Source organism: Streptomyces sp. NPDC094448 (assembly GCF_044763775.1).
Taxonomy (GTDB): Bacteria; Actinomycetota; Actinomycetes; order Streptomycetales; family Streptomycetaceae; genus Streptomyces.
This window is the reverse complement of record NZ_JBIWGU010000010.1, coordinates 12,126-34,947: the sequence shown is the minus strand read 5'-3', so window position 1 is coordinate 34,947 and position 22,822 is coordinate 12,126. Positions and strand designations below refer to the sequence as shown.

14 protein-coding genes are annotated in these 22,822 nt (G+C 71.3%); all 14 read right to left on the bottom strand.

Features of this window, described 5'->3' with window-relative positions:
• Positions 1–89: 89 nt before the first annotated feature.
• Positions 90–3,998 carry an Rne/Rng family ribonuclease gene (locus ACIQ9E_RS20275; protein ID WP_403708899.1) on the bottom strand — a complete coding sequence of 1,303 codons (3,909 nt, stop codon included), beginning with the start codon at positions 3,996–3,998 and terminating at the stop codon, positions 90–92.
• Between the two features lie 306 nt (positions 3,999–4,304).
• Positions 4,305–5,018 (bottom strand): TIGR03936 family radical SAM-associated protein, encoded by a 714-nt coding sequence (locus tag ACIQ9E_RS20270; protein ID WP_403708897.1) that lies wholly within the window; start codon positions 5,016–5,018, stop codon positions 4,305–4,307.
• A gap of 294 nt (positions 5,019–5,312) precedes the next feature.
• Positions 5,313–7,241, bottom strand: coding sequence for a TIGR03960 family B12-binding radical SAM protein (locus tag ACIQ9E_RS20265; RefSeq protein ID WP_403708895.1), 1,929 nt, complete (start codon positions 7,239–7,241; stop codon positions 5,313–5,315).
• A gap of 70 nt (positions 7,242–7,311) precedes the next feature.
• Positions 7,312–8,829: a CHAD domain-containing protein gene (locus ACIQ9E_RS20260; protein WP_403708893.1), complete on the bottom strand. Its 1,518-nt coding sequence runs from the start codon at positions 8,827–8,829 to the stop codon at positions 7,312–7,314.
• 93 nt (positions 8,830–8,922) lie between these two features.
• The gene (gene rodA, locus ACIQ9E_RS20255; protein ID WP_403708891.1) at positions 8,923–10,125 is read right to left on the bottom strand and encodes a rod shape-determining protein RodA; all 1,203 of its coding nucleotides are present in this window, start codon (positions 10,123–10,125) and stop codon (positions 8,923–8,925) included.
• Positions 10,126–10,131: 6 nt separating this feature from the next.
• A complete protein-coding gene (gene mrdA, locus ACIQ9E_RS20250; RefSeq protein WP_403708889.1) occupies positions 10,132–12,366 on the bottom strand; it encodes a penicillin-binding protein 2 in 2,235 nt (744 codons plus the stop codon).
• Positions 12,367–12,388: 22 nt separating this feature from the next.
• A complete protein-coding gene (gene mreD, locus ACIQ9E_RS20245; RefSeq protein ID WP_403708887.1) occupies positions 12,389–13,054 on the bottom strand; it encodes a rod shape-determining protein MreD in 666 nt (221 codons plus the stop codon).
• 9 nt (positions 13,055–13,063) lie between these two features.
• On the bottom strand, positions 13,064–14,158 hold the full coding sequence (mreC, locus tag ACIQ9E_RS20240; protein ID WP_403708885.1) for a rod shape-determining protein MreC: 1,095 nt from the start codon (positions 14,156–14,158) through the stop codon (positions 13,064–13,066).
• 253 nt (positions 14,159–14,411) lie between these two features.
• Positions 14,412–15,431: a rod shape-determining protein gene (locus tag ACIQ9E_RS20235; RefSeq protein ID WP_006349316.1), complete on the bottom strand. Its 1,020-nt coding sequence runs from the start codon at positions 15,429–15,431 to the stop codon at positions 14,412–14,414.
• A 323-nt stretch (positions 15,432–15,754) separates the two neighbouring features.
• Positions 15,755–16,168 (bottom strand): nucleoside-diphosphate kinase, encoded by a 414-nt coding sequence (gene ndk / locus ACIQ9E_RS20230; protein WP_403708883.1) that lies wholly within the window; start codon positions 16,166–16,168, stop codon positions 15,755–15,757.
• Positions 16,169–16,314: 146 nt separating this feature from the next.
• On the bottom strand, positions 16,315–16,692 hold the full coding sequence (locus ACIQ9E_RS20225) for a DUF4233 domain-containing protein (RefSeq protein ID WP_403708881.1): 378 nt from the start codon (positions 16,690–16,692) through the stop codon (positions 16,315–16,317).
• A gap of 6 nt (positions 16,693–16,698) precedes the next feature.
• Positions 16,699–18,255, bottom strand: coding sequence for a bifunctional folylpolyglutamate synthase/dihydrofolate synthase (locus tag ACIQ9E_RS20220; RefSeq protein WP_403708879.1), 1,557 nt, complete (start codon positions 18,253–18,255; stop codon positions 16,699–16,701).
• 42 nt (positions 18,256–18,297) lie between these two features.
• Positions 18,298–19,461, bottom strand: coding sequence for a sensor histidine kinase (locus ACIQ9E_RS20215; protein ID WP_403708877.1), 1,164 nt, complete (start codon positions 19,459–19,461; stop codon positions 18,298–18,300).
• A gap of 607 nt (positions 19,462–20,068) precedes the next feature.
• On the bottom strand, positions 20,069–22,690 hold the full coding sequence (locus tag ACIQ9E_RS20210) for a valine--tRNA ligase (RefSeq protein WP_403708875.1): 2,622 nt from the start codon (positions 22,688–22,690) through the stop codon (positions 20,069–20,071).
• Positions 22,691–22,822: the final 132 nt, after the last annotated feature.

Below are 22,822 nucleotides of genomic sequence, written 5' to 3'. Positions count from 1 at the left end.
AATCGCAGTGTTCCGCCCCACGGCTGTGGGACGGAACACTGCGATTCACCGAAAGGCCGGGAACCGTTCGGCTCCTGGGTGCGTCACGGTCAGCCCTCGGTGACCGCCGTCACCGTCGCGGGGGCCGACTTCGCGGCCGCCGCGGTCTTCTTGACGGCCGCCTTCTTCGCGGTCGTCTTCTTGGCCGCGGTCTTCTTGGCCGCCGTCTTCTTGGTGGCGGCCTTCTTCGCGGTGGCCTTCTTGGCGGTCTTGCGGGCCGCCTTCTTGGCCGGGGCGGTCTCCGCGGCATCCCCGGTGGCCGCGGGGGCCTCCGAGGCCTCGGCGGAGGTGCCGATGACGACGACCGCGCCGGACTCGTCCGCACCCGCGCCCGCCGGGGCACCGGCCGGAGCGGTGACCTTGCGGACCACCCGGCGGCGCGCCCGCGGCGGCGCGGCGTCCGGCTCGGGCTCCGCCGGGGCGGCCGGTCCGTCCTGGACCGGGGCCTCGGGGGCCTTCGCCACGACGACGACCTCGGCCTCGGGGGCCTCGGCCGCCTTCGGCGAACCGGCCGGGGCGGATGCCTTGCGGGTCGCCCGGCGGCGGCCCCGGCCGGCCGGGGCGGTCTCGGCCGGTTCGGGCGCCGCGGTCTGCTGCGGCTCCTCGACGGTCTCCGCCACGACGGGCTCCGTCACGGCCTCCTGCGGTACGGCCTCCGGCTGCGCGGTCTCACGCTGCGCGGCCTTCGGGGCACCACCGGGCGCGGACGCCCTGCGGGTGGCCCGGCGGCGGCCCCGGCCACGCTGAGCGGCGGCCTCGGCCTCGGCGGCGCTGTTGTACAGCTCCTCGTCGGGTACGAATGCGGGCTCGGCGAGCGCGACCGGCTCGGCGACCTCGGCGGCCACGTCCTCGGCCGTCTCGTGCTCGTGCTCGTGGGGGGCTTCGGCGGCGTGGTCGTGCGCCGCGGCGTCGCCACCGCGTCCGCGCTTCTTGGACCGCTTGCCCCCGCCACCGCCACCGGCGGACGCGGCCTGGTCCATGTGCACGATCACACCACGGCCGTTGCAGTGGACACAGGTCTCGGAGAAGGACTCCAGCAGCCCCTGGCCGACCCGCTTACGGGTCATCTGGACCAGGCCCAGCGAGGTCACCTCGGCGACCTGGTGCTTGGTCCGGTCCCGGCCCAGGCACTCCAGCAGCCGCCGCATCACCAGATCGCGGTTGGACTCCAGCACCATGTCGATGAAGTCGACGACGACGATGCCACCGAGGTCGCGCAACCGGAGCTGGCGCACGATTTCCTCGGCCGCCTCCAGGTTGTTCCTGGTGACGGTCTCTTCGAGATTGCCGCCCTGACCGGTGAACTTACCGGTGTTGACGTCGATCACGATCATGGCTTCGGTCTTGTCGATCACCAGCGAGCCACCGCTGGGCAGCCAGACCTTGCGGTCCAGCGCCTTCATCAGCTGCTCATCGATGCGGTACGTGGCGAAGACGTCGACCTCGCTGGTCCAGCGCTGAAGCCGGTCGACCAGATCGGGCGCGACGTGCGCGACATAGCCGTGGACGGTCTGCCAGGCCTCGTCACCGCTGACGATGACCTTGGAGAAGTCCTCGTTGAAGATGTCGCGGACGACCCGGACCGTCATATCCGGCTCGCCGTAGAGCAGCGTGGGCGCGTTGCCGCTCTTCGCCTTCTTCTTGATGTCCTCCCACTGCGACTGGAGCCGCTCGACATCGCGGCGCAGCTCGTCCTCGCTCGCGCCTTCGGCCGCGGTGCGCACGATGACGCCCGCGTCCTCGGGGACGATCTTCTTGAGGATGGTCTTCAGCCGGGCCCGCTCGGTGTCGGGCAGCTTGCGGCTGATCCCGGTCATCGAACCCTCGGGCACGTACACCAGATAGCGGCCGGGCAGGGAGACCTGGCTGGTGAGCCGGGCGCCCTTGTGGCCGATCGGGTCCTTGGTGACCTGGACCAGCACGGACTGGCCGGACTTCAGCGCGGCCTCGATGCGGCGGGGGCCGTTGGCCATGCCGAGCGCCTCGAAGTTGACCTCGCCCGCGTACAGCACGGCGTTGCGGCCCTTGCCGATGTCGACGAACGCGGCCTCCATCGACGGCAGGACGTTCTGCACCTTGCCCAGGTAGACATTGCCGACGTACGACGTCGACTGCTCCTTGTTGACGTAATGCTCGACGAGGACGTTGTCCTCCAGAACGCCGATCTGGGTGCGCTCGCCGCTCTGGCGGACGACCATGACGCGCTCGACGGCCTCACGGCGGGCGAGGAACTCGGCCTCGGTGATGATCGGGACCCGGCGGCGGCCCTGCTCCCGGCCCTCGCGGCGGCGCTGCTTCTTCGCCTCCAGACGCGTGGAGCCCTTGATGGACTGGACCTCGTCGGAGGCCTCTTCGCGGGTACGGGCCCGGGGCTCGCGGACCTTGACGACCGTACGCTCCGGATCGCCGGCGCCCGGCTCCTCGTCGACGGCCGGCTCACCGCTGCGACGGCGACGGCGGCGACGGCGACGGCTCCCGGCGGAACCGGGACCGGCCTCCTCGTCCCGCTCGGCGTCCTCGTTGCTCTCGTGGTCTTCGTGGTCCTCTGTCTCTTCGGAGGACTCGGCGGACTCGGCCGCCGGGGCGGTCTCGTCGGCCCCGGTGTCGTCGGACTGCTCGGGGGCCTCGCCACGGCGACGGCGGCGGCCGCCCCTGCGGCGGCGGCGCGAGGGCCGGTCCTCGTACTCGTCGTGTTCGTCCGCCTCGGCGTCGGCCTCGGTCTCCTCGGCTTCGGCCTCGGCGGAGGAGGGTGCGGCGGGCTGCTCGGGGGCCTCGCCACGGCGACGGCGGCGACGGCGGCCGGCGGGCTCGGGGGCGGCCTCGGCCACGGCTTCCGCCGTCTCGGCGGTCACCTCCGCGGCCCCGGTCTCGTCGGGCTCCTCCTCTTCGAGGTGCTCCGCCTCGTCGGTGAGCGGCTCCTCGTACACCACGGCGGCAGCGGCGGCCGCCGTCTCCGGGGTCTGGAACATCGGCTCGGAGAAGACGGGTGCCTGGAAGACGGCGACGGCGGGGCGGGCGGCGCGGCGGGCGGCCGGCTCGTCGCTCCGGGCCTGCTCGGCAGTGAACTGCGGCGCCACGACACGGCGGCGGCCACGGCCACGGCCTGCGGCGGTCTCGGCGGCGGCGATCTGGTCCTCGTGGGCGGTGATCTCCGCGACGGTGTCGCTGGGCAGCGTCTCGCCGCCGGCCTCGGCCTCGGGCTCGACCGCGGCGGCCGGCTCGGGCGCGGTGGCCTTGCGGGTGGCACGGCGGCGGGCACGCGGCGCAGGCGCCTCCTCGGCGGCCTCCTCCGCAACCGGCTCGGCGGCGACCGGGGCGGTCTCAACCGGCTCGGGCGCGGTGGCCTTGCGAGTGGCACGGCGACGCGCACGCGGCGCAGGCGCCTCCTCGGCGGCTTCCTCGGCAACCGGGGCGGCCTCGACCGGCTCGGGCGCGGTGGCCTTGCGAGTGGCACGGCGACGCGCACGCGGCGCAGGCGCCTCCTCCACAACCGGCTCAACAGCAACCGGGGCGGCCTCAACCGGCTCGGCAGCCGTCGCCTTGCGGGTGGCGCGGCGGCGGGCACGCGGCGCGGGCGCCTCCTCGGCGGCCTCCTCCGCAACCGGCTCGGCGGCGACCGGGGCGGTCTCGACCGGCTCGGGCGCGGTGGCCTTGCGGGTGGCACGGCGGCGGGCACGCGGCGCGGGCGCCTCCTCGGCAACCGGCTCAGCAGCAACCGGGGCGGCCTCGACCGGCTCGGCAGCCGTCGCCTTACGAGTGGCACGGCGACGCGCACGCGGCGCAGGCGCCTCCTCCGCGACCGGCGCGGCGGCGGTGTCGGCGGAGCCTTCGGCGGCGCTCGCGGCTGGCGGTCCCGCGGGGCGGGAAGCGGCGCGGCGGCGGCGCGGCGGCAGCGTGTCGCTGGGGCTGTTCGATTCAGGGGTGGTCCCGGTGGTACCGGGTTCGTTCGGCTCGTGCATGCGGGCGGTTCTCCCGTCACGCTCCCGGGCGGACGCGCTCACGGTCCGGCCTTGATCCGCGCGAGGCGCGGTGATGCCGTCCGGGGCGGGGCCGCCGCACGGGAGCTTCTGTCTGGCTCGCCGGTTCCGTACGCGATCTACGTACGGCCTGGCGAAAGTCTGGTGGTCTTTCGCGGCCCGACCCAGGTGGCTTCCGCGTACGAGGGCCGCGCTGCGACGACGATCCGGTCGCGGCGGGACCGGACCGGTGTCCCCGGGCGGGGACGTCCTCGCGTTCGTCGAGGGGAGGCGGGCAGGCGGCCGTGGCTAGGCCGGTACCGCCTCGCGGTCGACTGCGAGCGGGTCGGTCACCGTGCCGGACTCCTCGTCGAAGAGCCCCTGCGCCAGCCTGGTCACCGCTGCGGGGACCGGCGGCGCCAGGTCGGCCACAGCGCGGAGACCGGACAGGACGTCGTCGGGTCGTACGGCAGGCGTCACGTGCCGTACTACCAGCCGCAGTATCGCACAGGGCCCGGCCGACGGCGCATCGGCCTGTGGAGGAAGGGCTTCGAGGGCGGCTACCGCGCCACGGGCGTCGAAGGTGCGCAGACCGTTCTTGGTACGCCGCTCGACCTCGACCGTTTCGGCGGCGAGGAAGGCGGCGACGGCGGATCCGGCCGCTTCTGCGGAGACCCCGTCGAGGCGCAGCTCCCATACGGAAGCGGTGAGCCGGTCGGCGAGTCCCGGGGTGCGGGCCTCCACCGCGTCGACGATGTCGAGCCCGTCGGGCAGCGAATCGTCGAGCAGTGCGCGCAGTACCGCGGGGTCGCGGTGCTGGGTGAGGGCGATCTCCAGATACTCGGCCTCGCTGCCGGTGCCGGTGGGGGCGGCATTGGCGTACGAGACCTTGGGGTGCGGGGTGAAGCCCGCCGAGTACGCCATGGGCACTTCGGCCCGGCGCAGCGCGCGCTCGAACGCCCGCTGGAAGTCTCGGTGGCTGGTGAACCGGAGGCGGCCGCGTTTGGTGTAGCGCAGTCGCATGCGCTGTACCGCGGGTGCGGGCGGCGGGCCTTCGGGCTGTCGCTTGCCCAGTGGTTCTTCTCCTCGGTGCGGGGCGGTCGCGGGTGGCGCCGCCCTCGGAATGCTGGGTGTCCCGTGGGGGCCGGGACCCGGCTCGCACCTGCTGTGCGCAGGGAGGCTCGGATCCGGCCGCCGCTGTCGGTGACAGTCGTTCTCCTACCCAGAGTACGCGCAGGGACCACCACCGGTTCCCAAGGTTCCGTCCGCGGCCCGCGGGAACCGCCGTGACGGCGGGCCCGCGGACCGTACCCGGGGCTACTTGACCACGGTCAGCGGGAGGAGCTTCTTGCCGGTGGGGCCGATCTGGATCTCGGTGCCCATCTGGGGGCAGACCCCGCAGTCGAAGCACGGCGTCCAGCGGCAGTCCTCGACCTCGGTCTCGTCGAGGGCGTCCTGCCAGTCCTCCCAGAGCCAGTCCTTGTCGAGCCCGGAGTCGAGGTGGTCCCAGGGGAGCACCTCCTCGTAGCCGCGCTCCCGGGTGGTGTACCAGTCGACGTCCACGCCGGTCTCGGGGAGGGTCTTGTCGGCGCAGGCCATCCAGCGGTCGTACGAGAAATGCTCGCGCCAGCCGTCGAAGCGGCCGCCGTCCTCGTAGACGGCGCGGATGACGGCGCCGACGCGGCGGTCGCCGCGGGAGAGCAGGCCCTCGACGATGCCGGGCTTGCCGTCGTGGTAGCGGAAGCCGATGGAGCGGCCGTACTTCTTGTCGCCGCGGATCTTGTCGCGGAGCTTCTCCAGCCGGGCGTCGGTGGCCTCGGCGGAGAGCTGCGGGGCCCACTGGAAGGGGGTGTGCGGTTTGGGCACGAAGCCGCCGATGGAAACCGTGCAGCGGATGTCGTTGGAGCCGGACACCTCGCGGCCCTTGGCGATGACGTTGACCGCCATATCGCCGATCTGGAGGACGTCGTCGTCGGTCTCGGTCGGCAGACCGCACATGAAGTAGAGCTTGACCTGCCGCCAGCCGTTTCCGTAGGCGGTGGCGACCGTGCGGATCAGGTCCTCTTCGGAGACCATCTTGTTGATGACCTTGCGCATGCGCTCCGAGCCGCCTTCGGGGGCGAAGGTGAGGCCGGAGCGGCGGCCGTTGCGGGTCAGCTCGTTGGCGAGGTCGACGTTGAAGGCGTCGACCCGGGTCGAGGGGAGGGACAGGCCGATCTTGTCCGCCTCGTACCGGTCGGCGAGTCCCTTGGCGACGTCGCCGATCTCGGAGTGGTCGGCGCTGGAGAGGGAGAGCAGGCCGACCTCTTCGAAGCCGGTCGCCTTCAGGCCCTTGTCGACCATCTCGCCGATGCCGGTGATGCTTCGCTCCCGGACGGGACGCGTGATCATGCCGGCCTGGCAGAAGCGGCAGCCGCGGGTGCAGCCGCGGAAGATCTCCACGGACATCCGCTCGTGGACGGTCTCCGCGAGCGGGACGAGGGGCTGCTTGGGGTACGGCCATTCGTCGAGGTCCATGACCGTGTGCTTGGAGACCCGCCACGGGACTCCGGAGCGGGTGGGCACGATCCGGCCGATGCGTCCGTCGGGGAGGTACTCGACGTCGTAGAAGCCGGGAACGTACACCCCGCCGGTCTTCGCCAGACGGAACAGCACCTCCTCGCGTCCGCCGGGGCGACCCTCGGCCTTCCAGGCCCGGACGATATCGGTGATATCGAGGACGGCCTGCTCGCCGTCGCCGATGACGGCGCAGTCGATGAAGTCGGCGATCGGCTCGGGGTTGAAGGCCGCGTGGCCGCCCGCGAGCACGATCGGGTCGTCGATCCTGCGGTCCTTGGCCTCCAGCGGAATGCCCGCGAGGTCGAGGGCGGCCAGCATGTTCGTATAGCCGAGTTCGGTGGAGAAGCTGAGGCCGAACACGTCGAAGGCGCCGACGGGCCGGTGGGAGTCGACGGTGAACTGCGGCACCCCGTGCTCCCGCATCAGCGCCTCCAGATCGGGCCAGACGCTGTACGTCCGCTCGGCGAGCACACCCTCGCGCTCGTTCAGCACCTCGTAGAGGATCATGACGCCCTGGTTGGGCAGCCCGACCTCGTACGCGTCCGGGTACATCAGCGCCCAGCGGACGTCGCACGACTCCCACGGCTTGACGGTGGAGTTCAGCTCACCGCCGACGTACTGGATCGGCTTCTGCACATGCGGGAGCAGAGCTTCGAGCTGTGGGAAGACCGACTCGGCAGCAGACATCTCAGAGATCTCAGGGCTTTCGTGAGCTGGCAGGGATGACCATCCAGCCTACCCCGATCGGGCGAGCCCCTCAGCTCCCGACCGTCTCCCGCAGCCGCTCCGGGGCGGCCCGTGCCCACACCTCGGGCAGCTCCCGCTCCCGGTCGGCGGCGGACCGCTGCTCCTGTCCGTAGAGAAGCCCCCAGGTGAAGGCGGATTCCCCGGCGGCATGGGCCTGGGCGGCCAGCAGTTTCAGGGTGTCCCGGGCGACGACGCTGTCCTGGTGGTCGCCGAGGACGGTCTGGACCGCCTTCATCCGTTTGGCGAAGCGCCGGGCGGGCCCACCGAGGGCGGGGGCGGCGACCTCGCCCGCGTACCGGGCGCGTTTGGCGGCCTTGCGGGCGTCGTGCATGGCCAGATCGCGATCGGGGCCCGCGGGCAGCGACAGGGCGTGTTCGATCCGGTCGGCCAGCCGTCCGTAGTCCTTGCGCAGCGCCCGGGGCAGCACCTGCTCCGGGCTGCCCGCGGCCCGTTTCCGCAGCGGTGGGGCGGCGAGGAACCCTTCGAGGGCGGTGAGCAGGGCGATGTACCGGCGGCTGTCGAGGGCGGTGACGGCCCGGCGGCGGGAGCCGGAGCCCCGGGCGCCGGTCCAGATCCGCAGCCGGCCGCGGACCGGGCCCAGCAGCAGGGTCCTGGGGAGGGCGTCGAGCCGGCCCCGCAGCCGTTCGGCGAGCACCTCGGTGTCCCGGGCCGCGCCCAGCTCGCCCGCGAGCCACTTCAGCTCCTCGCCGAGCGGGTCGGTGACGGTCCGGTCCAGGACCGCCGAGTAGGAGCGGAAGGCGCTGCGCAGCCTGCGGGTCGCGACCCGCATCTGGTGGACGGCGTCGGGCAGATTGCGCCGCACGCCGGGATCGTACGAGAGCAGGGCCCTGACCTGGGCTTCCAGATAGGCGAGTACTTCATTGCCCGCGGTGCCCGGCACGGTCGGCGGGCCGGGGGCGGGCACGGGTGCCAGTCCGGTCTCGTCGAGGGCGCGGGCCAGTTTGGAGGGGGCGTCCGCGCCCCGGATCCCGGCCTTGCGGAGCTTCTTGCCGACCTTGTCGAGAAGTGCGGGGTCAGCGTCGTCGGCGAGTTCGACCTCGATTTCGTCCCAGGCCGCGGTCCGGCCGTCGTCGAGGCGTTCGGCATGTACCGCGTCCCGGCTGACCTCGGCCAGCAGGGCGCCGTCGCCGTCGACGAGGTGGTGGAGGTCCCGGGCCGAGCGGAGCCGGACCACGGGCTCCAGCGCGCTGTCCCTGGTCCTGGCCCGGACCAGGGCCTTCAGGGTGCGCGGGACCGCCCCGGAGAGCGGGGCCCGGATCTCGTCGCGCACACCGGGCGCGACGGGGAGTTTGAGGTGCCAGCCCGCGTCGTCGCCGCCGGTGCGGCGCCGCAGGGTGATGGAGGCCGCGGCGAGCCGCAGGTCCGAGGTGTCGTAGTAGACCGCGTCGAGTTCAGTGGTGCCCTGGTCGACGACGCCGGCCACGCCGGTGACCCGGGTCAGGTCGGGCAGGGTGGTCTCGGGGGTGGCTTCGTACTTCCGCTCGATTTCGCGCTTCGTGTCCGCCATATATCGAATCTAGTTCGGGTTGATTCACCGCGGCAGTCCCCGGACGCGCCGGAAACGGCCGATACGGTCCTTTGGCCGGGGCGACGGGCCTGCTCAGGCCGTTATCGGCCGCTGCACCCTGATCGACTGGAGGAGTCCGATCGCCACCCAGACGGCGAACATCGCCGATCCGCCGTACGAGACGAACGGCAGCGGCAGCCCGGCGACCGGCATGATGCCGAGCGTCATGCCGATGTTCTCGAAGGACTGGAACGCGAACCAGGCGATGATCCCGGCGGCCACGATCGTGCCGTACAGCTCGGTGGTCTCGCGGGCGATCCGGCAGGCCCGCCAGAGCACCACTCCCAGCAGGACCAGGATCAGCGCGGCGCCGGCGAAGCCCAGCTCCTCCCCGGCGACGGTGAAGACGAAGTCGGTCTGCTGCTCGGGCACGAACTGGCCGGTGGTCTGCGAGCCCTTGAACAGCCCGGTGCCCGTCAGACCGCCGGAGCCGATGGCGATCCGCGCCTGGTTGGTGTTGTAGCCGACGCCTGCCGGGTCCAGTTCCGGATTGGCGAAGGCGGCGAAGCGGTTGATCTGGTACTCGTCGAGCAGTCCCAGTGCGGCGACCAGGACCGCCCCGCCGACGCCGCCGCCGATCAGCCCGAGGACCCACCGGTTGGGCGCCCCGGACGCCAGCAGCACCCCGAGGACGATCACCACCATCACCATCACGGAGCCCAGATCGGGCATCCGCATGATGATCAGCATCGGTACGACGGCGAGGACCAGCGATTTGGCGACCGTACGGTGGTCGGGATGGGCCATATCGCCCGCGTCCACCCGGGCCGCGAGCAGCATCGCCATCCCCAGAATGATGGTGATCTTGACGAATTCGGACGGCTGGACGGTGAAGCCGCCGCCGATCACCAGCCAGGCGTGGGCGCCGTTGATGGTGGCCCCGAGCGGGGTGAGCACCAGCAGGATCAGCGCCACCGAGATGCCGTAGAGCACCGGGACGGCGCCGCGCAGGGTGCGGTGGCCCAGCCAGATGGTGCCGATCATCAGGGCGACGCCGATGCCGGTGTTCAGCACATGGCGGAAGAGGAAGTAGTACGGGTCGCCCTGGTTCAGCTCGGTGCGGTTGCGGGTCGCGGACCACACCAGCAGGGAGCCGATCCCGCTCAGCGCGAGGGCGGCGAAGAGCAGGGGCCAGTCGAGGCGGCGGACCATCGAGTCGCGGGAGCTGAGCTGGGCCCGGAGCCCGCCGCGCTGCGGGCCGTAGCCGGAGACGGAGAAGCCATTGGTGCCGGCCATGCGGTCTCAGTCCCTCCGCGCGGGTGGTCCCGCGAGCTGCTGGTCCCGGTCCTGTTGGTCCTGGTCCTGGTTCTGCCGGTTCTGGTCCTGCTGGGTGCCGCCGTCGGCCGCGCCCTGCTCTTCCTCGGGCTTCGGCGGTACATACGGTTTGATCTCGGGCGCGTAGATATTGCCGTCGGGCTGGACCTTCGGCAGGGTCTGCTGCGGCTTCGGCAGCAGGGCCCGTTCGAGGTCCTGCTCGCCCTTCTCGTTCAGCCCGTACATGGCCTCGTAGATATTGCGGACCGCGGGGCCGGAGGCCCCCGAACCCGTACCACCCTGGGCGATCGTCATCACGATCGTGTAGTCGTCGGTGTAGGTGGCGAACCAGGAGGTCGTCTGCTTGCCGAAGACCTCGGCGGTACCCGTCTTGGCGTGCATCGGGATCTTCTCGTGCGGCCAGCCCTGGAACCGCCAGGCGGCCGAGCCGGTCTTCACGACCCCCGCGAGGGCATCGTTTATCTGGTTCCTGGTCTTGTCGTCCATCGGCAGCCTGCCGTGCGACTTCGGCTTGATCAGCTCGACCGACTTCCCGTCCGGGCTGATGATCGCCTTGCCGACGGTCGGGTTCCAGAGCGTGCCGCCGTTGCCGATGGCCGCGTAGATCGTCGCCATCTGTATCGGCGTGACGAGGATGTCGCCCTGTCCGATGGAGTAGTTCACGGAGTCACCGGCGCGCATCTGGTTGCCTTCGAGGCAGTTCTCGAAGGCGATCTGCTCGCCGTAGTCCCCGCCCTTCTTGCCGGTCTTGCACCAGGAGTCCTTGTTGGCCTCCCAGAAGCGCTGCTTCCACTCCCGGTCCGGAACCCGGCCCTTGACCTCGTTCGGCAGGTCGATACCGGTCTCCGCGCCGAGCCCGAAATCGTGGGCCGTACGGTAGAACCAGTTCTTGGCGTCCTTCTTCGGCTTGATGCCGCCGTCCTTGCGCCACTCGTTGTAGGCGAGCCCGTAGTAGACGGTGTCGCAGGAGACCTCCAGCGCCCGGCCCAGGCTGATGGAGCCGTACCCCTTGGACTCGAAGTTCTTGAACTCCCGGCCGCCGAAGGAGAGCGACGACGGGCAGGGGTAGTTGTCGTTGAATCCGTATCCGGCGCGGACGGCGGCGGCGGACGACACCACCTTGAAGATGGAGCCCGGCGCCGCCTGTCCCTGAATGGCCCGGTTGAGCAGCGGGAAGTTGGAGTCGGTGCTGGTCAGGGCGGCGTAGTCCTTGGCCGAGATACCGCCGACCCAGGCATTGGGGTCGTACGTCGGCAGGGAGGCCATCGAGATCACCCGGCCGGTCTTGTTCTCCATCACCACGACCGCGCCCGCGTCGGCTTTGTAGTTCTCGCGGGTGTTGCGGTCGACCTCCTTGCGGGCGGTCTTCATCGCCTCGTTGAGTTCGTACTCGGCGACCGCCTGCACCCGGGCGTCGATGGACGTCACCAGATTGGATCCGGCCCGCGCCTTGTCGTGGGCCGCCTCGCCGATCACCCGGCCGAGGTTGTCGACCTCGTAGCGGGTGATCCCGGCCTTTCCGCGCAGCGCCTTGTCGTAGGTGCGTTCGATACCGGAGCGGCCGACCTGGTCGGAGCGGAGATAGGGCGAATCGCTGTCCTTGGCCTTCTCGATCTCGGCGTCGGTGACGGGCGAGAGATAGCCGAGGACCTGGGCGGTGTTGGCCTTGCCGGGGGCGGTGTAGCGGCGGACGGCGGTGGGCTCGGCGGTGATGCCGTCGAAGTCCTCGGCGCGTTCGCGGATCTGGAGCGCCTGCTGGGTGGTCGCCTCGTCGGTGACCGGGATCGGCTGGTACGGGGAGCCGTTCCAGCACGGTTTGGGGGTCTTGGAGTCACAGAGCCGGACCTTGTCCATGACCTCCTTCGGCGTCATGCCGAGGACCGCCGCCAGCCGGGTGAGGACGGCCTTGCCGTCGTCTGGCATCTTCATCAGCTCGGTGCGGGACGCGGAGACCACCAGCCGGGTCTCGTTGTCGGCGAGGGCGACCCCGCGGGCGTCCAGGACGGAACCGCGCACGGCGGGCTGGACCACCCGCTGGACGCCGTTGTTCTTCGCCTCGTCCGTGTACTCCTGGCCGTTGCGGACCTGGAGGTACCAGAGCCGGCCGCCGAGGGTGAGGAGCAGGGAGAAGACCAGGACCTGGATGACGACGAGCCGGATCTGGACCCTGGGGGTCCGCCCGGTCTCCGGGATATTGCTCATGGTGTGTGCACCCCTCCCTCGGTCACAGCCGCTTGACGCCCTTGATCCGGCCCGCGCGCGAGGCCCGCGAGCGGGCGGAGCGCAGTCTCAGCCCGCCGCGCTGACTGCCGATCCGCAGCCCGGTGCCGGAGGCCAGCCAGCCGGCGGAGACGTCCCCGCCGCCGCTCTGGGCGTCCGCGACCGGATCGTTCTCCGCCCGCCGGGCCAGCGCCATCACCAAGGGCACCGTGAAGGGGGCGAGCAGCAGATCGTAGACCGCGGCGCTGAACAGCAGTCCGCCCAGGCCCACCTGACCGGCCGACGTATCACCGACGAGGGCGCCCACGACCGCGTACAGCAGGGTCGAACCGACCGCCGCCGCGACGACCACGACCATCGGTCCGGTGGCCGAGCGCAGCCGGCCGTCCTGGGGGCGGGCCAGACCGGCGAGATAGCCGATCACACAGAGCACCAGGGCATACCGCCCGGCGGCGTGGTCGGCGGGCGGTGCGAGATCGGCGAGCAGCCCGGCGCCGAAGCCGATCAGGGCGCCCGTGACATGGCCGTAGACGAAGGCCAGCCCGAGGACGGTGAGGAGCAGCAGATCGGGGACGGCGCCCGGCAGCTGGAGCCGGGCGAGGACGGAGACCTGGACGACGAGCGCGACCACCACGAGGGCGGACGACAGGAGCAGTCGGTTGAGGCGCATACGGGTCTCCTACTCCTGCTGCTGGTCTTCGGTGCGGCCGGAGGTGGTTCCGGCGTCCCGGCCGGGGCCGGGGCTGCCGCCGGGGTCCGGGGCCGGGCCGGTGGCCGTGGCGTCGGGCTGCTGCCGGTCGGCGAGCTGCGGATCGGTGCCCTGGTCCGCGGTCCCGTCGCCCTCCGCCTGCGCCCCGCCCGGGGTGCCGGGGGGCGTCACGGTGACGGTGACGGTCGGTACCGGGACGGCCTTCGGCCGGGCGGGCAGTACGGCGTCCCGCGGATCACTGGACGGCGCCGAGACCACGATGCCGACGATGTCCAGCCGGCTGAAGCCGACATAGGGGCGGACATGGATGGTCCGGGTCAGATCGCCGCCGAGCGGGTCCACCCGGACCACCTCGCCGATGGGCACGCCCGGTACGAACGGCCGGGACGCCTGCGAGCCGAAGGTGACCAGCCGGTCGCCCTTCTTCACCTTGGACTTGCCGTTGAGGAGCTGTACCGACAGGGGGCGGTCGCCCTGTCCGGTGGCGAAGCCGAGTTCGTCGGTCTTCTCCATCCGGGTGCCGACCGTGAAGCCGGGGTCGCTGGCGAGCAGCACCGTGGAGGTGCCGGGGCCGACCGTGGTGACCCGGCCGACCAGACCGTCGCCGTTGATGACGGTCATATCCCGTTTGATGCCGTCCCGGGAGCCGACATCGAGGGTGACGGTCCAGGAGAAGCCCTGGGCCGCCCCTATGGCGATGACCTCGGCGGCCTTGACGCGGTACTGGCCCGCGCCCGCCGTGCGCAGCAGCCGGTCCAGCTCCCGGGCCCGGCTGCGGTTGCGGTCGTCGCTGCCGAGCTTGGCCTTCAGCTCGGCGTTCTCGCGCTCCAGCTCGCTGATCCGGTCGTGCCGCTCCCCGGAGTCCCGTACCGCCCCGATCGCGTTGCCCACGGGGTCCACGGCGGTCGCGACGCCGTTCTGGATCGGGCCGAAGACGGTGGCGGCGGCCTGCCGGGCGCCGTCGACCGGGGAGTCCTCGCCACCGCGGATGTCCACCGTGATCAGTGCGAACGCGATGGCGATCAGCAGCACCAGGAGCAGCCGGCTCTCTCGTGTGTCCCTCACGTGCGGCGGCCGTGCCTTCCTCGTCGGAATGTGGTGTTTCTTCCGTCCTGCTCAACGATCGGGCGCACGGGCCGGCAGGCACCCGTACCGGGGGTGTCCCCGGAGCCGGCAGGGCTCCGGGGCCGGTCGCCCTCTCGCACACCGCATCCGCCGGTGTGCCTTTCCTGCACGTTCTTCTGTTGGTACGTCCGGTGTATCCGGTACGTCCGAAGGGCCCTCGGGACCGTCGGACGCCGGGCCGGCCCCCGGCCGGCTAGCGGCGGGGCTGGGCGTCCAGCACCTGCTGGAGCGCCTCGAACTCCTCGACGCATTTGCCGGACCCGAGCGCCACCGAGTCCAGCGGGTCCTCGGCGATATGGATCGGCATTCCGGTCTCCCGGCGCAGCCGCTCGTCGAGTCCGCGCAGCAGCGCACCGCCGCCGGTGAGGACGATCCCCCGGTCCATCACATCGCCGGACAGTTCCGGCGGGCACTTGTCCAGGGTGGTCTTCACGGCGTCGACGATGGCGTTGACCGGCTCTTCGATCGCCTTGCGGACCTCTGCGGCCGAGATGACCACGGTCTTGGGCAGCCCGGAGACCAGATCGCGGCCCCGGATCTCGGTGTGCTCGTCCTGGTCGAGATCATAGGCCGAACCGATGGTGATCTTGATGGATTCGGCGGTCCGCTCACCGAGGAGGAGAGAGTACTCCTTCTTGATGTGCTGGATGATCGCGTTGTCCAGTTCGTCGCCGGCCACCCGGATGGACTGTGCCGTGACGATTCCGCCGAGGGAGATGACGGCCACCTCGGTGGTGCCGCCGCCGATGTCGACGACCATATTGCCGGTGGCCTCGTGGACCGGGAGCCCGGAGCCGATGGCCGCGGCCATGGGCTCCTCGATGATGTGCACCTGGCGGGCCCCGGCCTGGGTGGAGGCCTCGATGACGGCACGGCGCTCGACTCCGGTGATACCGGAGGGCACACAGACCACCACGCGCGGACGGGCCAGATAGCGCCGCTTGTGGATCTTCAGAATGAAGTATCGGAGCATCCGCTCGGTGATCTCGAAGTCGGCGATGACTCCGTCCTTCAACGGCCGGACGGCGACGATGTTGCCCGGTGTCCGGCCGATCATCTTCTTCGCCTCGGCACCGACCGCGAGAATGCCGCCGGTGTTCGTGTTGATGGCGACCACGGACGGCTCGTTGAGAACGATCCCCCGGCCCCTGACGTACACCAGCGTGTTGGCGGTCCCGAGGTCGACAGCCATATCACGGCCGATGAACGACATGTTCTTCCCCAAGAGGATGCGTATGGCCTTCCTTCACGGAGCCTTGACGGCTCTTCAGGAGGGCGCGGGTGGATGCTTGTGGAGTGGCGGGTTCCATCGTAGTGCCGCACCGGGTGAACCGGCGCGGTGGACCGCCTCTGTATAGGTGACGTGGTGTCGCAGCGATGCGTTCCCGAAAAGAGTCCGCATATACCGACGGGCGACCGAATTCCTTCGGTCGCCCCAGGTCACCGATCTCCATTGACCCCGCTGGGGGAGCCGGACAGCGCCGAACGGCTCCATCGTCACGGTGAGGGCTGACGCCGGATCAGAAAAGTACGGGTTCAGGAAAGACCGGGGAAAAAGATCTTCAGTTCCCGAATGGCGGACTCCTCGGAGTCCGAGGCGTGGATGAGATTCTCCCGGACGATGGTGCCGAAATCCCCCCGGATGGAGCCGGGCTCTGCGGCAATCGGGTCGGTGGGGCCCGCCAGTCGGCGTATCCCTTCGATCACCCGCTCGCCGTCCACCACCAGCGCGACGACCGGACCGGAGAGCATGAACTCCACCAGCGGCTCGTAGAACGCCTTGCCGATGTGCTCGGCGTAATGCTGCTCCAGGGTCGCGCGGTCGAGCTGCCGCAGCTCCAGCGCCTCGACGGTCCAGCCCGCCTTGGCCTCGATACGGCCGACGATCTCACCGACCAGCTTGCGGCGGACCGTGTCCGGCTTCAGGAGGACGAGGGTGCGCTGGGTCATGTTCTGGGGCTCCTTGCAACGGTCCTGTGCGGTGGTGTGAGGCTACATCCCGTCACTCGAACAGCCGCACCGGGTCCCGTACCGCGTTCGACCGGCCCCCGACAGCGTGGTTGGCGCGATCGGCGTGGTGGGCGCGACCGGTGCCGTCAGGCCGGGTCGGGGCGGCCCGCTCCCTCGGCCTGTGCCATCCGTTCCGCCTGCGCCGCCCAGTGGGCCTTCGCCTCGTCGATCTTCCGCCCGTAGTGGACCGACGCCCACCACAGACCGGTGAAGCAGACGCCCAGGATGAACATCATCGGGACGAAGAAACCGCTGACGACCAGTCCGGCCTGGAGCGCCCAGCCGAGCTGCACCCCGCCGGGCCGGGTCAGCATCCCGCAGAGCAGGAGCGACAGCGCCATGGCGATCCCGCACACCGTCCAGACGGTGGCCATCGACAGACTGTCGTCCTTCATCGCCACCAGGCCCGCGAAGCCGATGACGAAGAACTCCCCGATCAGGGTGGACGCGGCAAGCGTACGCATCGGCTGTCAGCCCTTCCCCAGCAGCAGCCGGGCTTCCCCGGCCGTGAACACCGAACCCGTCACCAGCACTCCGGCGCCCGCGTACTCGGCGTCCTCCTCGGCGAGGGTCACCGCCGCCTCCAGGGCCTCGTCGAGCTGCGGCTCCACCACCACACGCTCCTCCCCGAAGACCTCTACGGCGATCGCCGCCAGCTCGTCGGGGTCCATGCTCCGCTCGGTGGAGTTCCGGGTGACCACGATCTCCGCGAACACCGGCTCGAACGCCTCCAGCAGACCGCGGACGTCCTTGCCGGCGCTGGTCCCGACGACACCGATCAGCCGGGAGAAGCCGAAGGCCTCCGTGACCGCCTCCGCGGTCGCCCTGGCACCGGCCGGATTGTGCGCCGCGTCCAGCACCACGGTCGGACTGCGCCGCACCACTTCCAGCCGCGCCGGGCTGGAGACCGAGGCGAAGGCCCGGCGGACCGTGTCGATGTCCAGCACCCGCGCGTGGTCCGCGCCCACCCCGAAGAAGGCCTCGACCGCGGCGAGCGCCACCGCCGCGTTGTGCGCCTGGTGGGCGCCGTAGAGCGGCAGGAAGACCTCGGGGTACTCGCCGCCGAGACCGCGCAGGGTCAGCAGCTGGCCGCCGACCGCGACCTCCCGGGACACGATCCCGAACTCCATGCCCTCACGGGCCACCGTCGCATCCACCTCGACGGCCTTCTTCAGCAGCACCTGCGCCGCGTCCACCGGCTGCTGGGCCAGGACGACCGTCGCCCCCTGCTTGACGATCCCCGACTTCTCGGCGGCGATCTCGCCGGGCGTACTGCCCAGACGGTCGGTGTGGTCCAGGTCGATGGGCGTCACCACGGCCACCGAAGCGTCGATGACATTGGTCGCGTCCCAGGTCCCGCCCATGCCGACCTCGACGACGGCCACATCGACCGGAGCGTCCGCGAACGCCGCGTACGCCATACCGGTCAGCACCTCGAAGAACGAAAGGCGGTAGTCCTCCGCCGCGTCCACCATCTCCACGTACGGCTTGACGTCCTCGTACACCGAGACGAACCGCTCGGCGCTCACCGGCGAACCGTCGAGGCTGATCCGCTCGGTGACGGAACGCACATGCGGCGAGGTGTAGCGGCCGGTCCGCAGATCGAAAGCGGCGAGCAGCGCCTCGACCATCCGGGCCGTGGACGTCTTGCCGTTGGTGCCGGTGATGTGGATGGAGGGGTACGCCCGCTGGGGCTCGCCCAGCACGTCCATCAGTGCCGCGATCCGCTGTACCGAGGGCTCCAGCTTCGTCTCGCCCCAGCGCGAGGCCAGCTCGGTCTCCACGGCCCGCAGCGCGGCGGCGACCTGCGGGTCCGCGGGCGGCTCCGGAACCTGGGCGTCCGGCGGACCGGCCTGGGCACGCAGCGTACGGCTGCCCGCTTCGATCACCGCGAGGTCGGGATCGCGGTCGGTCTCCGTATCGACGATCTCGTCGAAGACGTCACGCTCGTACGGCTCCGGCTCGTGCGCCCGGGGCTCGTTCGGCTGGGGGTCGTTCGGCTGGGGGTCGGCGGGATGCTCACTCACGGACCCAGTCTAGGCGGCAGGCAGGTGATCACTTCCAGGGGTTCACGGCGCGGCGGGCGGGCGGCCCGCCGGGAGGACGGCGACCACCTCCCAGACGTCCGCGTCCGGCCCCGCGGCCAGCTCCCCGCCCATGCTGGCGACGCGCTCCCGCATGGAGAAGGTACCGGTGCCGCTGGAGACCGGTTCGGTGAGCGGCGCCGCGGCCGGGAGGGGGTTGCGGACCACCACGCGCAGCCGGGCGCCGTCGAGGCCGATGGCCACCGTCACGCGCTCCCCCGGAGCGTGCTTCGCGGCATTCGTCAGACACTCCTGCACCACCCGGTAGACCGCGGCCTGGCGCAGCGGCGACAGCGCGTACGCGGCGTCCGCGATCCGCAGCACCACCGGGCTGCCCATCGCCCCGCTCTCGGCGGCCAGCGCCGCCAGACCGTCGAGACCGGGTGTCGCCGTCCGCTCGTCGGCCCGGTGCACCAGGGTGTCGTTGAGCATCAGATGGGCCCGCCGGGCCGTGTCCGCCAGCTCCTCGAAGTCCTTCTGATGGGCGCCCCCGCGGGCCCGGGCGGCCAGCACCTCGGCCCGTACCGCCAGCACCGTCAGCTCCCGGCCGACCAGATCGTGGACATCCCTGGCCACCGAGATCCGCTCGTTCTGGACCGCTTCGACCGCGGCGGTACGGGCCCGCTCGGCCTGTAGCTCCCGGACCAGATCCTGCCGGTACGCCGCGATACCGACCCCGGCAGCGAGCACCCCGATCGGCAGGACCAGACCGAGGAACGAGCTGAGGGAGTCCGCGCGGTACGCCGGCCAGCCGGGCAGCAGGAACAGGGCGTACGCGACGACGACATAGCCGGCTGTCGCCACCACGGCCGCCGCCCGCCCCCGGAACCGGCCCAGCGAGTAGAGCGCGAACTGGATGAGGGTCAGCTCGTGCAGCCAGCCCAGCAGCCCGAGCGCCACGGCGTACGGCACCCAGGGCGCCCGGCGCCGCAGCACCAGGGTCGACGCCCCGGCGGCGAGCACCAGGGTCGCGGTGAAGCCGGTCAGCGAGTTGTCGGCCCTGGCGAGCCCGGGGACGTCGAGCACCATCAGCGAGAAGCAGCTGACGGCCGCGATCACATCGAGCGCGGGCGGCGACGCGGCCCAGCGGCGGGTGCGCCCGCGCACCGCCGCGACGAGGCGGAGTGCGGCGTACCGTGCGGGCGACATGCCCCCATGATGCGTGCCGTCCCCTGGGCGGGGCGCATCCGGGGGCTCCGCGCCCGGGGCCCGGCCCCTCCCAGGGGCATCGACCCCGGGGCGTCTCCGGTAGCTGAATGCACCAGGTGCCGTGGCACGAGCACCTGGGCCCGCTGGGGGGCGCACACCACCGGACCCGGAGCCGGCGGGCACCCGGAGCCACCCGGGCCGGATGTGCAGGGCGCTGGAGTACGAGGACCCAGGGGCGCTGGGGGTACCTCCCACGCCGCCGGGCGTAGGGGGAGAACTGCGCGACCAGCCGTCCACGGCAGGTGGTCCGGCGACGAGCGTTCCCGGCACATGCGGCCGATGGCTCAGGGCGGCGGCATCCCGCCGCAGCAGTGAGACAGGAGTTCCGACCGCTGCGCCGTCGTGGCCGTTCGCGCAGTTCCTCCCCCTATGCCTTCGGCAATGGGGGGACCCCCAGCGCCCCTGGGTACCTGTGTTCCAGCGCCGTGCAGACTCCGGCCCCAGGGCCCTGGCTGCCCACTCTCACCGGCCCGGGAAAAAGGGGACGCCCCCGGAGCCTCGGGGCGGGCCCGGGGTCCAGGGGCGGGTGGGGGCGAGCCCCCGGGGGTCAGGCAGCGGGGAGGCCGGCCAGCTGGTTGGTGATGCGGGCGATGTCCGCCTCCGCCGACGACAGCCGGCCGCGGATCTTGTCGACCACCTGGTCCGGCGCCTTCGCCAGAAACGCCTCGTTGCCCAGCTTCGCCTCGGCCTGCGCCTTCTCCTTCTCGGCGGCCGCCAGGTCCTTCGCGAGCCGCTTGCGCTCCGCGGCCACGTCGATGGTGCCCGAGAGGTCGAGGGCGACGGTCGCCCCGGCCACCGGCAGGGTCGCCGTGGCGCTGAAGGACTCGCCCTCCGGCTGGAGCCGGAGCAGCTGGCGGATGGCCGCCTCGTGCGGGGCGAGGGAGGTACCCGTCAGGTCGAGCCGGGCGGGCACCTTCTGGCCGGGCTGAAGGCCCTGGTCGGAACGGAACCGGCGGACCTCGGTGACCAGCCGCTGGACCAGTTCGATCTCGCGCTCGGCGGCCTCGTCGCGGAAACCGCTGTCGGCGGGCCAGTCCGCGACGACCACGGACTCACGGCCGGTGAGCGTGGTCCACAGGGCCTCGGTGACGAACGGCATCACCGGGTGGAGCAGCCGCAGGCTGACGTCCAGCACCTCGCCGAGGACCCGGGCGGACACCTTCGCCTGGTCGCCGCCGGCGAAGTAGGTGGTCTTGGAGAGCTCGACGTACCAGTCGAAGACCTCGTCCCACGCGAAGTGGTAGAGCGCGTCCGACAACTTGGCGAACTGGTAGTCGTCGTAGAACGCGTCGACGTCGGCGACGGTCTTGTTGAGCCGGGACAGGATCCACCGGTCGGCCGCCGACAGCTCCTCGGCCGAGGGCAGTCCGCCCTCCACCGTGGCGCCGTTCATCAGGGCGAACCGGGTGGCGTTCCAGATCTTGTTGGCGAAGTTGCGGGACGCCTGGACCCAGTCCTCGCCGATCGGGACGTCGGTGCCCGGGTTGGCGCCGCGGGCCAGGGTGAAGCGGACCGCGTCGGAGCCGTAGGTGTCCATCCAGTCCAGCGGATTGACGGTGTTCCCCGCCGATTTCGACATCTTCTTGCCGAACTCGTCGCGGACCATGCCGTGGAAGGCGACCGTACGGAACGGGGGCTCGCCGTCCATCGCGTACAGACCGAACATCATCATCCGGGCGACCCAGAAGAACATCAGGTCGTAGCCGGTGACCAGGACATCGGTGGAGTAGAACTTCTCCAGGTCGGGGGTCTGCTCGGGCCAGCCCAGGGTGGAGAAGGGCCACAGTCCGGAGGAGAACCAGGTGTCGAGGACATCGGGGTCCTGCTCCCAGCCCTCGCCCGCCGGCGGCTCCTCGTCGGGGCCGACGGCGACCATCTCGCCGTTCGGGCCGTGCCAGACGGGGATCCGGTGGCCCCACCACAGCTGGCGCGAGATGCACCAGTCGTGCATGTTGTCGACCCAGTCGTAGTACCGCTGGGTCATATCGGCCGGGTGGATGGCGACCTTGCCCTCGCGGACGGCGTCGCCCGCGGCCTTGGCGAGCGGCTCGACCTTGACCCACCACTGGAGGGAGACCCTCGGCTCCAGGGTGGTGCGGCAGCGGGAGCAGTGGCCGACGGAGTGGGTGTACGGCCGCTTCTCGGCCACGATCCGGCCCTCGGCGCGCAGCGCGGCGACGATCGCCGAGCGGGCCTCGAAGCGGTCCAGGCCCTGGAAGGGGCCGTGGACGGTGATGATGCCGCGCTCGTCGAGGACCTCGATGGACTCCAGGCCGTGGCGCTGGCCGATGGCGAAGTCGTTGGGGTCGTGGGCGGGGGTCACCTTGACGGCGCCGGTGCCGAACTCGGGGTCGACATGGGTGTCGGCGACGACGGGGATGGTGCGGTCGGTCAGCGGCAGCTTGATGCGCTTTCCGATGAGGTGGGCGTACCGCTCGTCGTCGGGGTGGACGGCGACCGCGGTGTCGCCGAGCATCGTCTCGGCGCGGGTGGTCGCCACGACGAGGGTCTCGTCCCCCTCGCCGTACTTCAGCGAGACCAGCTCGCCCTCGTCGTCCTGGTAGTCGACCTCGATATCGGAGATGGCCGTCAGACAGCGCGGGCACCAGTTGATGATGCGCTCGGCGCGGTAGATCAGCCCGTCGTCGTACATCTTCTTGAAGACGGAACGGACGGCCCGGGACAGGCCCTCGTCCATGGTGAAGCGGTCCCGGCTCCAGGCGACGCCCTCACCGAGGCGGCGCATCTGGCCCTGGATCTGGCCGCCGGACTCGGCCTTCCACTGCCAGACGCGTTCGACGAACGCCTCCCGGCCCAGATCGTGGCGGGACTTGCCCTCCTTGGCCAGCTCCCGCTCGACGACGTTCTGGGTGGCGATGCCGGCGTGGTCCATACCGGGCTGCCAGAGCGTCTCGTACCCCTGCATCCGCTTCCGGCGGGTGAGGGCGTCGATCAGGGTGTGCTCGAAGGCGTGGCCCATATGGAGGGAGCCGGTGACGTTCGGCGGCGGAATGACGACGGTGTACGGGGTCTTGTCGCTCTTGGCGTCCGCTTCGAAGTAACCGCGTCCTACCCAGCGCTCGTACAGCGTCCCCTCTACCTCGGCCGGCGCGTACTGGGTCGGCAGTTCGGGGGTGCTGGCTGGCTGCTGCTGAGTGTTCTCGGTCACGGACTCAGTCTAGGGGGTGTCACAGGGCTGTACGGAAACGGGAAGGTTCGGTAACGGTGTGACCCCCGTCGCCCGCGGAAAACGCCTCGTGGGCGAGGATGTGAGGTCCGGATAAGCGGACCCACAGGGGGA